Annotated in this window: 11 protein-coding genes; 8 read left to right on the top strand and 3 right to left on the bottom strand. The window is 25.1% G+C overall.

Going from position 1 to position 12372, the window contains the following annotated elements; translation table 11 throughout:
• The first annotated feature begins 166 nt into the window (after positions 1–166).
• The 6 genes from PWP28_RS13110 to PWP28_RS13135 all read left to right on the top strand — a co-directional run bounded on the left by PWP28_RS13110 (position 167) and on the right by PWP28_RS13135 (position 8055).
• Positions 167–1606: an NAD(P)H-hydrate dehydratase gene (locus PWP28_RS13110; RefSeq protein ID WP_109603778.1), complete on the top strand. Its 1440-nt coding sequence runs from the start codon at positions 167–169 to the stop codon at positions 1604–1606.
• 8 nt (positions 1607–1614) lie between these two features.
• Positions 1615–2262, top strand: coding sequence for a thiamine diphosphokinase (locus PWP28_RS13115; protein ID WP_308644941.1), 648 nt, complete (start codon positions 1615–1617; stop codon positions 2260–2262).
• 13 nt (positions 2263–2275) lie between these two features.
• On the top strand, positions 2276–4657 hold the full coding sequence (gene lon / locus PWP28_RS13120; protein ID WP_109603780.1) for an endopeptidase La: 2382 nt from the start codon (positions 2276–2278) through the stop codon (positions 4655–4657).
• Positions 4644–5225 carry a ribosome biogenesis GTP-binding protein YihA/YsxC gene (gene yihA, locus PWP28_RS13125; RefSeq protein ID WP_109603781.1) on the top strand — a complete coding sequence of 194 codons (582 nt, stop codon included), beginning with the start codon at positions 4644–4646 and terminating at the stop codon, positions 5223–5225. The genes lon and yihA overlap by 14 nt, the downstream gene beginning before the upstream one ends.
• Before the next feature lie 258 nt (positions 5226–5483).
• Positions 5484–7247 carry an ATPase gene (locus PWP28_RS13130; protein ID WP_308644942.1) on the top strand — a complete coding sequence of 588 codons (1764 nt, stop codon included), beginning with the start codon at positions 5484–5486 and terminating at the stop codon, positions 7245–7247.
• 67 nt (positions 7248–7314) lie between these two features.
• The gene (locus PWP28_RS13135; RefSeq protein WP_264149891.1) at positions 7315–8055 is read left to right on the top strand and encodes a Sir2 family NAD-dependent protein deacetylase; all 741 of its coding nucleotides are present in this window, start codon (positions 7315–7317) and stop codon (positions 8053–8055) included.
• Between the two features lie 24 nt (positions 8056–8079).
• Here PWP28_RS13135 and PWP28_RS13140 read toward each other — a convergent pair whose 3' ends face one another.
• Positions 8080–9450 (bottom strand): serine hydrolase domain-containing protein, encoded by a 1371-nt coding sequence (locus PWP28_RS13140; protein WP_308644943.1) that lies wholly within the window; start codon positions 9448–9450, stop codon positions 8080–8082.
• Positions 9451–9538: 88 nt separating this feature from the next.
• Here PWP28_RS13140 and PWP28_RS13145 point away from each other — a divergent pair, with 88 nt between their 5' ends.
• A complete protein-coding gene (locus PWP28_RS13145) occupies positions 9539–9811 on the top strand; it encodes a LysO family transporter (RefSeq protein ID WP_158274744.1) in 273 nt (90 codons plus the stop codon).
• On the top strand, positions 9808–10383 hold the full coding sequence (locus PWP28_RS13150) for a lysine exporter LysO family protein (RefSeq protein WP_109603786.1): 576 nt from the start codon (positions 9808–9810) through the stop codon (positions 10381–10383). Before PWP28_RS13145 ends, PWP28_RS13150 begins: the two co-directional genes overlap by 4 nt.
• A gap of 19 nt (positions 10384–10402) precedes the next feature.
• On the opposite strand, the gene PWP28_RS13155 is transcribed toward PWP28_RS13150, so the two are convergent.
• Together PWP28_RS13155 and PWP28_RS13160 are read right to left on the bottom strand one after the other, a co-directional pair.
• Positions 10403–11383 (bottom strand): D-cysteine desulfhydrase family protein, encoded by a 981-nt coding sequence (locus PWP28_RS13155; RefSeq protein ID WP_264149893.1) that lies wholly within the window; start codon positions 11381–11383, stop codon positions 10403–10405.
• 11 nt (positions 11384–11394) lie between these two features.
• Positions 11395–12213 (bottom strand): MerR family transcriptional regulator, encoded by an 819-nt coding sequence (locus tag PWP28_RS13160; RefSeq protein ID WP_109603788.1) that lies wholly within the window; start codon positions 12211–12213, stop codon positions 11395–11397.
• Positions 12214–12372 lie beyond the last annotated feature (159 nt).

The following is a 12372-nucleotide window of genomic DNA, read 5'->3' on the forward strand; positions in this document are numbered from 1 at the left end:
ACAATTTAATTATAACCTATGGAGGTAAATATCCCTTTTAACATCGTTTAAAATTACTTTAAATAAACGTTTTTAGAATTTAGAAAGATACTATAAAAATTAAATTAAGGAGGGAAGACGTTATATAAGACTATAATAGTTATTAAGTTTATATAACGGCGTATTTATGTATATTTTAGATTCTGAAGAAATTAAAAGAACAGATTTAAAAACTATACAAACTGGAATAAAAGAAGAAACATTGATGGAACAAGCAGCTTTTTCAATTTATCAAATAATAAAAGATTTAAATCCTAAAAAAGTTATAGCAATATGTGGTACTGGTAATAATGGTGGAGATGCTCTTGCTACTATAAGACTTTTAAAAAATTTTGGTATAAAAGCTGATGCTTATTTGAATGGTACTTATGAAAAATGTAGTCTTGGAATGAAAAAACAAATAGAAATAGCTAAGAATTATAATGTTAACTTTGTGGGAATTGAAAGCATAGGCGATTATGATATAATAATAGACGGTTTAATTGGAAATGGTTTAAAAGGTGAATTGAGAGAAGATACCAAAATATTGATAGATAAATTAAATAATATAAATTGTAAAAAAATATCAGTTGATATACCTTCAGGAATATGTTCCGATACTGGAGAAATTATGGGAGATGCTTTTAAAGCTGATATAACAATAACTTTTGGGTATCTTAAAATAGGTCATATAATGTACCCAGCAATTGATTATATAGGTAATTTAAAATTGGTAGAATTATCTTTTTTTAAAGAAAGATATACTAGAAAGCTCGTAAATGAAGAACAAGTAAAAAATTTTTTTCCTTTAAGAAAAGAGAATTCAAACAAATTCACTTATGGAAAAGTATGCATATTGGCTGGTAGTGTCCAATATCCGGGAGCTTCTGTTTTAACAGCTTTAGGGGCAATAAAAAGTGGTGCAGGTATGGTTCAATTGATAACTCCAAATAGAACTGAAAGTATAATAAATATAGAACCATCTGTTATTTATCGAAGTTTAGATAAAGATTATTTTGAAAAAGAAGACTTAGAAATTATAAATAAAGACCTTAAAGCTGCAAATACTATAATAATTGGACCAGGTATAACAAAAAATTCAATAGAATTTGTTAATGAAATAATAGATAATTATACGGAGAAAAAAATAATATTAGATGCCGATGCTTTATATGCAATAAAAAATAAAAAACTTAGAAAAAATATTCTAATAACTCCTCATCCTGGAGAAATAAAAAAATTTACAGATCAAAAAATAAAGACTGTGTATGAAATAGAAGAATTAAGTAAAAATTTAAATTGCAATATTTTGTATAAAAATTCAACGAATATAATAACAGATTCCCAAAATACTTATTTTAATGTTTTGGGAGGAAGTTTTTTATCTAAAGGTGGAACTGGAGATCTTTTATCTGGCTTGATAGGAGGATTTTCAGCTCAAGGTTGTAATTTGATGGAATCTTCAATAATATCTACTTATATACTATATAAAACAGGAAGAAAGTTACAAGAAGAATATACATCAAATTATATGACTCCAATTTTGATATTAAATAACATATATAAAACAATTAAAGAGTTAATTTAAGAAAGTAGGTGAAACAAATAATATATATAATATCTGGTGGTAATAATTATAGTTCTGATGATTTTTATTTAAAAAACATAAAAAAAGCAAATATAAATATAGCATGTGATTCTGGAATTAAAATATATAAAAAAATGAATTTTATTCCTGATTATTTAATAGGAGATATGGATTCAGCAAAGACTGAAGATATTGAATGGGCAAAAAAAAATAAAGTGAAAATATTAAAATATCCTTCTGAGAAAGATGAAATAGATACAGAATTAGCATTAATTTTAGCTAATGATTTACGAATTAAAGATGTAGTACTTTCTAATGTCACAGGTACAAGAATAGATCAAACAATAGCTTCCATATATTTAATAGCAAAATATGATAATTTAAATGCTATCATAAGAGAAGAAGACATAGAAATAGGAATAATAAAAAGTAAAAAAACTTTAAAAGCAATAAAAGGTGAGACATGGTCTATAATACAAATCGGTGGTAAAGTAGAAGGTATAAGTTTAGTAGGTTTTAAGTATAAATTAAAAGATTATAATTTAGATGAATATACGCCTCTTGGAATAAGTAATGAAGCTATCTCTGATGAGGTTGAAATAGAGGTAAAAACTGGAAATATAGCTTATATTAGAACTATAGGTAAAAAAGCATAATGGAGGTGGAATAATGTCTGAAAAAAAAGAAATTATAGATAAGTATATAGATGAAACTAATAAAAAAAACATACCTGATAAATTACCAGCAATAGCCACAAGGGCAAAAATGCTTATATATCCGAATACAGTGATACCCATGTTTGTTGGAAGAGAGAAATCAATAAAAGCCTTAGAAGAATCATTAGAGAAATATGAAAATTATATATTTTTAGTATCTCAGAAAAAAATAGAAGAAGAAGAACCAAAGGTAAAAGATTTATATAGAGTTGGAACTGTTGCGAGAATAGTTCAACTTAGTAAATTACCAAATGGAGATTATAAAGTTTTAGTTGAAGGTATAAAAAGGGCAAAAATAAAAAAAACTGTAGAAAGTAAAAAAATTTTTATGTTTGAAATAGAAATGTATAATAGTGATTTGAAAACAGATAAAAAAATTGAAGCACTTGTTAGAAAGATAAAAGAATTATTAAAAAAATATATGGAATTAACTAAAAAATTTCCTCAAGAGGCTATTTTAGCTATTGAAGAAACTTCAGAGCCAGAAATAATAAGTGATTTAGTAGCTTCAATAATGCCTGTAGATCTTGATGAGAAACAAAAAATGCTTGAAATACAAGAAACTAAGAAAAGACTTGAATATGAACTTGAAATTCTTGCAAGAGAAATAGAACTTTTAGAAATAGAAGAATCATTAGAAAGTACTGTAAGAGAAAAGATAGAAAAAAATCAAAAAGAATTTTATTTAAGAGAAAAATTAAATGCAATAAAAGAAGAATTAGATGGAAAAGAAGATGATGAAATAAAAGAATTACAGCAAAAATTAAAAGAAGGGGATTATCCTGATTTTGTGATAAAAAAAGCTGAAAAAGAGATAGATAGATTGAATAGAATGTCTCCATATTCTGCAGAAGCGACGGTTATAAGAACATATCTTGATTGGATATTAGAAATACCTTGGAATAAAAAAAGCCAAGATAATTTAAATATAAAAGAAGCTAAAAAGATACTTGAAAATAATCATTATGGTCTTGAAGAACCTAAAGAAAGAATATTAGAATTTTTATCGGTAAGACAATTATCTAAAAATTCAAAAGCCCCTATATTATGTTTTGTTGGAGCTCCAGGGGTTGGAAAAACTACTCTTGGTAAATCTATTGCGGATGCTACCGGAAGAAAATTTGGAAGAATATCTCTTGGAGGAGTTAGAGATGAAGCAGAAATAAGGGGGCATAGAAGGACATATGTAGGAGCTATTCCAGGAAGAATAGTTGAAACTATTAGAAAAACGGGTACCATGAATCCTGTGATAGTTCTTGATGAAGTTGATAAACTTGGAACATCTTTTCAAGGAGATCCATCTGCAGCATTATTAGAAGTTCTTGATCCACAACAAAATAAAGATTTTACAGACCATTACCTTGAACTTCCTTTAGATTTATCAGAAGTAATATTTGTTACTACTGCTAATGTTATACATACGATACCACCAGCTTTAAGAGATAGAATGGAAGTAATATATATATCTGGATATACTGACATAGAAAAATTCAAAATAGCAAAAAAACATATAATACCAAAAACATTAAAAGAACACGGATTAACTCAAAAAGAGTTTAATATATCAGATACGGCTGTAAAAGAAATAATAACCAATTATACGAGAGAAGCTGGAGTTAGAAGCCTTGAAAAGACTATGGCAAAAGTAATGAGAAAATCAGCATTGAAATATGTTCAAAAGAACAAAAAAATAAATATAACAGTATCTAATATACATAAAACACTAGGTGCAGCTCCTTTTTTTGATTCAAAGAAAAATGAAAAGCCTGATATAGGGGTTGTGACTGGGTTGGCCTGGACAGCGTATGGTGGAGTAATATTAGATGTAGAAGTAGCTACTATAACAGGAAAAGGTAGATTAATAACAACAGGTCAACTTGGTGATGTAATGAAAGAATCAGCAAAAATAGCTTTAAGTTTATCAAGAAAAATAGTAGAAAAAATGGATAAAAAATATTGTGAAGAATTTGATAAAAATGACTTTCATATACATTTACCAGAAGGAGCTGTTCCAAAAGATGGTCCTTCAGCAGGAGTAACTTTGACAACAGCTATTATATCTTCAATATTAAAGAAAAAAGTTAGAAATGATATAGCAATGACGGGTGAAATAACTTTAAGGGGAAAAGTTCTTCCTGTAGGTGGAATAAAAGAAAAAGTTCTTTCAGCTTATAGGTCTGGGATATATGAAGTTATAATTCCACAATCAAATGAAAAAGATGTAGAAAAAATCCCTGAAGAAATAAGAAGAAAAATAAAGTTTAATTTTGCAAAAGAAATTTTGGAAGTGCTTGAAATAGCTCTTATTGGAGGAGTAGAAAATGAAAATAAATAATGCAAAATTGTTTAAAACTGTATATGAATTAAAACAACTCCCACCAGAAGAAAATATTGAAATAGCTTTTGCAGGTAGATCTAATGTTGGAAAATCAAGTCTTTTAAATTCTATTATGGGAATAAAAGTAGCAAAAATAAGTGGAAAACCAGGTAAGACAAGATCAATAAACTATTATAAAATAAATGATAAAGATTTTTTTGTGGACCTTCCAGGATATGGATATGCAGCTGTTTCTAAAAAAGAAAGAGAAAAATGGGATAATCTTTTACAACAATACTTCATAAATAGAGAGTCTTTAAGATTAGTATGTATATTAATAGATTCAAGACATGAACCTCAGAAATTAGATGAAATGATGGTATCTTGGTTAAAATCTATGGAAATTCCTTTTATAATAGTGTTAACTAAAACAGATAAATTGAAAAGTTCAGAAAAAAACAAAAAAATAAATAATATAAAAAATATACTTTCAAAATATGGACAATACGAATATTTTCCTGTTTCTGCAATTAAAAAAGAAGGAACTCAAGAATTATTAGATTATTTAGATATGTTTATAAAATAGAATCCGGCATTATGATATGCCGGATTTTTTATTAGAAAATAAAAATCAAAATCAAAAAATATGTCTAGAACAAAATAAAAAAATATAAAATGTCAATAAAATGAATACAAGTATTACTAAAAACTAATAAAAGTAATATAATTGCTTTTTTAATCAAATATTAAGCTTTGAAATACGTAATTTACATTTTAATTGTATAATAAAATTGGTAAGTGTGTTACTTTTATTTGTACTTATGATTTCAGGGAGGCGAAAGCTATGAGAAGTTTTATTATTCCGGGAGAAGTGTCATATAATTCAAACTCTCAAATATTAAATTCAGCATTTTTTAGAGAATTAATTTGTGAACTCATTAACGATTCAGAAGAAAAGAAGAATTCTTTATACCCTTTTTTTGAATTATTTAAAAAAGATTTTGATACACTGAATCCGGAAGAAAAGTATGATATTGATGCAATAATACAGTTAATGATTTCTTTAAGTGTCAATACAGTAGAACATATTGATGCATCTGGATATTATGCATTTCCAAAACTTGGAACAAGAAAAGATTTATTGATAAAATTTGTAGAAAGACTTTTTAATTCATGGAGAAATAAACATAGATTTATGGTTAAACAAAGTAGATTTACTCAAGATTCTTTTAATAGAATAAACAAACAAATGATGGTCGTAAAGAATAATGCGGATTTAAAAAGTTTAGTATTATCACTTTATAGACAAATACTCGTAAATATAAATGAAACTAAACTAAAAGTATTAAGACAATTACCATCTGGAGCACAAGTTGGTTTTATAACTGACAATCCTGAAATAAAAGAAGAATATAAATTTAAAAATGCACAATGGATATATGATATGAAATTTGTTTGGAGTACCGTATTTGAACCACCTGTTATATTTTATACAAAATCTAATAAAAGAAGAGGATTGTTTAAAGTAATAGATAGACCTATATTAGATAAAGTGAAAATTGAAAATTTAAATGATTATTTATTATTTCCAATACATGTAAATTCAAAATTAATATATGTTATAGTTTATAAAGAATACCTTTCACATGCGGCAGGACTTGGTAATTTATTTGAAATCGCCAGTTTTAATGTTGTTAATAATAAGAAACCTGATGGAATATATATTTTTGGTATGAAAAATGATTTTTTTGAAGAAAATGATGATTATAATGGAATTATTTATAAAGAAGAAGATGGAACTTATGTTGGAATGGTTGGAGATGATCCATCTATAGATTATTTTGGATATATGAAAAAAATGATTCTTACAATACATAATTTACTTGTAATAGATGAAAAGAGAATTCCAATACATGGAGCTCTTGCTCAAATAAAATTAAGAGATGGAAGAAGTTTTAATGTTATGATTATGGGTGATTCTGGTGCTGGAAAATCCGAAACATTAGATGCTCTAAATAGATTAAAAGAAGAAGTTTCAGAAGTGAATATATTGATCGATGACATGGGATCATTAGATATACAAGATGGGAAAATTGTTGCTTATGGAACTGAAACAGGAGCTTTTGTAAGACTGGATGATTTACAACCTGGGTATGCTTATTCAGCAATGGATAGATCTATTTTTATGAACCCAAATGAAATAAATGCAAGAGTAATAGTTCCATACTCAAACTATGAAGATATTATAAAACCAACAGAAATAGATTATTTTTTGTATGCCAATAATTATGAAAAAATAAATAAAAATGAAGAATCTGTTTATTTTTATGAAAATGTGGATAATGCTTATGAAATTTTTTCAAAGGGAGCAAGAATGGCAAAAGGAACTACAGCAGAAAAAGGATTGACTTATAGTTATTTTGCTAATCCTTTTGGAGCTATTCAAAGAAAAGAAGTACATGAAAAAATAGCTAAAATATATATGGAAGCAATGATAAATTCTGGTGTAAAAGTTGGAGCAATAAAAACTCAACTTGGAATTCCTGGTTTTGAAGAAAATGGACCAATAATAGCAGCTAAAGGATTATTAAATTTATTACATAAATAATGATATAATTTAATGGAGAGATATTAATATCTCTCCATTTTTTCAATTCTTGGAAAGGAGAATAAATATGAATAATTTAGAGAAAACAGTATATTTATTGAAAAATTCAAAAAATATAACTGTATTGAGTGGTGCGGGTATGTCTACAAATGCTGGTATTGCTGACTTTAGAGGACCTAATGGAATATATACAAGAGCTGATATAGATTATCCAGAGAGAATTTTTGATTTTGAATATTTTAAAAAAGACCCTCATTTATTTTATAAATTTCATAGAGAATTTTTAAAAACTATAGAGAATGCAGTACCAACTTTTACACATAAATTTTTATTAAAATTGGAGAAAGAAGGAAAAATAAAATCTATAATAACTCAAAATATAGATTCATTACATCAAAAAGCTGGTTCAGAAAAAGTTTTAGAAATTCATGGTGGAGTTATAAATAATTATTGTATTGAATGTCATAAATTTTTTTCATATGAAGTGTTAAAAGAAAAATTAAAATCAGAAGATATACCTAAATGTGATTGTGGAGGAGTTATAAAACCAGATATAGTATTTTTTGGAGAAATGGTTAAATCTCTTGATCAATGTCAAAAACAAGTACAAGATTCAGATCTTCTAATAATTTTAGGTTCTTCATTAACAGTGACTCCAGCTGCTTTTCTTCCATCATATGCAGGTGGCAAAATAATAATTGTAAATAAAGGAGATATATCTTTTTTTTATGTGCCAGAAAAGAAATTAGAAGTATATGAAAATAATGATATTGATAGTTTTTTTAAAAAAATATCCAATTTATATTAAAATGAAGAAGAGTTTTTCTCTTCTTCATTTTAATTTTGGTGAATAAAAACCACTGATATAAATACCGATAATATTTCCAGAATAATCTTTTTTAAAATGACAAAGCTCATCTTCGAAAAAAGGTAAAAACCAATTTTTCATTAAAAAATGATCATTACCCAATGGAATAAATTTTACTGGATTTAATTTTTTTAAGGGGCCAGCATCTGGAAAAAAAGCTAATAGAGTATTATTTAGTGCTTTGATTTCAAATTTATAATTATTAGGAAAATAATCAAATTTATAAAAACCTTCATATAAGTTAAGAGAAATAATTTTATTATTATTATTATTAACCTTAATTTCTTCAAAAAAAGGTATTAAATATTCTATAGATTTATAAGCCAAATCTTCTACAAGATATTGTGTATCTTTGTTTGTTAATATTATAGTTCCAAATTTTAATTTTGGAATTGCCGTAATATTAGAGCTCACACCATTTAATAATCCTCCAGAATGTCTAATTGTAGAATAATTTTTTATTTTATTTAAGGCCCAACCTAAGCCCATTCCACCACTCCAATCTTCTAATATAAATTGTGGCTTATGCATTTGAAAAATAGTATTTGAATTTAATATTTCATTTTGATTAGAATCGTATTTAAATTGAAGAGATAAAAATTTTGATAAATCTTTTATGTTTGAATAAAGTCCTCCACTTCTTTTAAATGCATTCATATTTGGTAAAGAATCAAAATTTAATTCTGTATATATTTTAGAGATAGAAGAATTATTATTTAATTTTTTTAAATCAAATCCAGAATTAAACATTTTTAGAGGTATAAGAATTTCTTGAACTATATAATCTTCATAGTTCATGTTTATAACTTTTTCGAGAATACTGGCCAATAAAACTATTCCTAAATTAGAATAATGATAATTAGTTCCTGGTTTAAAATTTAATTCAATATTATTAATACTATTAAAAACTTCTTTTGTACTTGGAAATTTATTACTTATCCAATAATTCAATGGTGCTTCTCTTGGTAATCCTGAAGTATGTGATATTAAATGTCTGAAAGTAATATTTAAAGGATTTTTATCTTTAAAAAAATGATTTAAATTTAAATCATTTAAATATTTTTTTATTGGATCATCAATATTTATTATATTTTTTTCATTTATGTGCATACACATTATTGCAGTAAAAAGATTTGTATTAGAAAATATCGGAAATATAGTATCTAATGTAGTTTTTATTTTATTTTCCTTATCAGAATAGCCATAACTATTAGCAAAAACAACCTCATCATTAAAAATTATTGCATAAGAAATTCCTGGAATATCTTCTTTTTTCATATTTTCTATTATATATTTTTCTAAAAGATTTATTTGAGAAGTTAAGTTTTCATTCAAAATTTCTCTCCCCTTTTTATGATAAATTATAAATCAAAAATTTATGTGATAGAATAATATTGTTTATTAATTATATGGAGGGATTACATTGTTAAAATATATACTTATAGCTTTTGTAGTGGGTTTGATTTTAGGAATAAACAAAAAATTTCTTTTTTTAAAGAAGTTAAAACCGGTTACATTTATAACTTTATTATTACTTTTTTTCATGGGTTATGAAATAGGAAATGATTCGGAACTCATATCTCAACTTTCTAATATAGGGATTTTAGCTTTTTTTATAGCGGTATTTAGTATATTTGGAAGTGTCTTATTTACCGGAATATATGATAAATTTCGTAATAAGGGGATAAAAAAATGATTCTTTTATTAATTGCCATTTCTTTAGGTATTATTTGTGGATATAATTTTAATATAATTATACCTGATAATTTAATCACAATTTTATTAATGTTCTTGGTATTTTCAGTTGGAATTGATATAGGTTCTGAAGAGGGAATATTAAAAAAAATAAAAATAAATTTGAAAGTTATTATAATACAAACTATTTTAACTATTGGTGGTACATTAATATTTGGATCTATGGTATCATTATTTACAAGTCTTAGCTTTAAAGAAGCTCTTGGAGCTTCTTCAGGACTAGGATGGTATTCATTGTCTGGAGTTATGATAAGTAATTTATATTCTCCAGTTTTAGGAGCAATATCTTTTACATCGAATGTAATAAGAGAGATTCTATCAATTTTATTGATACCTATAATATCTAACTTTACATACCTTGGCTCTATATCAATTGCTGGGGCTACATCTATGGATACTATGCTTGGTATTATATCTAAAAATACTGATAAAGAAAGTACTTTAATAGGTTTTGGCCAAGGAGTTTTGATAACATTATCAGTTCCAATGTTGATCAGTATAATATTTAACTGAGTTTTTACTCAGTTAAATATTAAAATAAATTTTTTTGTGGAAAAATTCCAAAAAGACCTCCAGTATTTATAAAAAGTATATTTTTAGAATTTTTAAAGGTTCCTTTTTTTATTTCCTTATAAAGTCCATACATTGCTTTTACTGTATAAACAGGATCAAGTACTATGCCTTCTAGTTTAGAGATTTTTTTTATGAAATCAATTTCATATTCAGAAGATAATGCATATCCTTTTCCAACATAACCATCTATAATATTTATATCTTCTTTTTTTAAAGTTATATCCAAATCAAAATATTCTTTTGTTTGATTAGAAATATCATAAATTTTGTTTAAAAAATATTCTCTATTATTACAAACATTTATACCAATAACTCTATTTTTTATACCTTTTATTTTATGCCCTAAATAAAGACCGCTATAAGTTCCTCCAGAACCAACAGCAGTGATTATATTATCAAATTGTATATTCATATTTTTCTCTTGTTCAACTATTTCAAATAAACAATTTATATATCCTAAATTTCCTATTTTTTCAGAAGCACCTTCAGGTATTATAAAACATTTTTCGCCTTTATTCTTTAATTTTAGTGTTATATTTTCCATTATTTCATTTCTTGAATGAGAATATTCTTCAGAATTAATAAATTTTATATCGGCATCGAATAGATTATCTAAAAGTAGATTTCCATCTAAAGAACTATTTTCGTCACCTCTCAACACCAAATGACATTTTAAACCTATTCTTGCAGCAATCGCTGCAGTGGCTCTTGCATGATTAGATTGAATTCCTCCACAAGTTATTAAAGAATCATAACCTTTATCTATTGCAAATTTTATAAGATACTCAAGTTTTCTTACTTTGTTTCCACTGAATTCAGTTCCTGTTTGATCATCTCTTTTAAAATAAATATTTTTACCAACTAATTCAGAGAATCTCGATAATAATTCTATCTTAGTTGGTAGATTTGCAAAATTAAACTTATCATTCAAAATTTTCATTTTATCCTCCTCTATTTTACTGGTATTTGAATTTCTGTTATATAATATTTTTCTTTACCTTCAATAAAAGAATCTATATGAGATATTTCCATAGCATCACCATTTATGATTAAATTATTTTTTTTAATATAATCTTTTAATTTTTTATAAGTTTTATGAGTTTCAAAATAAGGGCCTTTATGAAAAGTAGTTACGAAATAATTTTCTTCAATAGTTTTGATTTCTTTATTTATTTTTATATCATCATCAATTATGAAATAAATAGATTTGAATTTATTAAAAACATTATTTATAATATTTTCTTTTGCTATTATAACTCCCATTTGAGAACTTGAAATAAAAATATTCGAACTTAGCGAATTTCTAACTTTGCTTAAAATCATTTCAACTTCGAATTCATTTTCAGTATCTCTTAAATCTATAGATACAATGTTTCTTTTGTTTATAAGTTTTAAAGTTATTATATCTTTATTTTGAGTGTTATATACATTAGAAATATATTTTATTTTTTTATCTATACGGGATTTAATTAGATTCAAATTATTTATTTTTTCATCAATAATATTCTTTTGATCTTCTAAAAGTTTAATGGCATTATCAATTCTTCTATTATCGAGATAATTTTTTATTTTTTTTAGCGAAAAACCTAAAATTTTTAAATAAATTATAGTATTTAATTTTTCAAATTGGTCTATTGTATAATATCTATAATTTGTGTTTTTATCAATTATATTAGGTTTTAAAAGATCTATAGAATCATAATATCTTAAAGTTTGTTTTGATATATTGAATAATTTAGATACTTCTCCAATTAAGAATTTCTCTTTCATAAAATCACTCCAAAATATTGTATTAATTATTCATAGTGTTATAATTATTATATACTAAATTATAGTGACTTGAAAAATAGAGCAATAAAAAAGGGATATGAAATAAAAAACAAGTAAATGAAAAGCAACAAAAATAAAAACAAGTAAAAAAGGAATAAA

The organism is Oceanotoga sp., assembly GCF_030445905.1.
Taxonomy (GTDB): Bacteria; Thermotogota; Thermotogae; order Petrotogales; family Petrotogaceae; genus Oceanotoga; species Oceanotoga teriensis.

Bases quoted from the DNA above. Each gene is read 5' to 3' on its own strand.
- PWP28_RS13110 (WP_109603778.1), top strand. From the start codon at position 167: ATGTATATTTTAGATTCTGAAGAAATTAAAAGAACAGATTTAAAAACT.
- PWP28_RS13160 (WP_109603788.1), bottom strand. From the start codon at position 12,213: ATGAAAGAGAAATTCTTAATTGGAGAAGTATCTAAATTATTCAATATA.
- yihA (WP_109603781.1), top strand. From the start codon at position 4,644: ATGAAAATAAATAATGCAAAATTGTTTAAAACTGTATATGAATTAAAA.
- PWP28_RS13150 (WP_109603786.1), top strand. From the start codon at position 9,808: ATGATTCTTTTATTAATTGCCATTTCTTTAGGTATTATTTGTGGATAT.
- PWP28_RS13135 (WP_264149891.1), top strand. From the start codon at position 7,315: ATGAATAATTTAGAGAAAACAGTATATTTATTGAAAAATTCAAAAAAT.
- PWP28_RS13155 (WP_264149893.1), bottom strand. From the start codon at position 11,383: ATGAAAATTTTGAATGATAAGTTTAATTTTGCAAATCTACCAACTAAG.
- lon (WP_109603780.1), top strand. From the start codon at position 2,276: ATGTCTGAAAAAAAAGAAATTATAGATAAGTATATAGATGAAACTAAT.
- PWP28_RS13130 (WP_308644942.1), top strand. From the start codon at position 5,484: ATGAGAAGTTTTATTATTCCGGGAGAAGTGTCATATAATTCAAACTCT.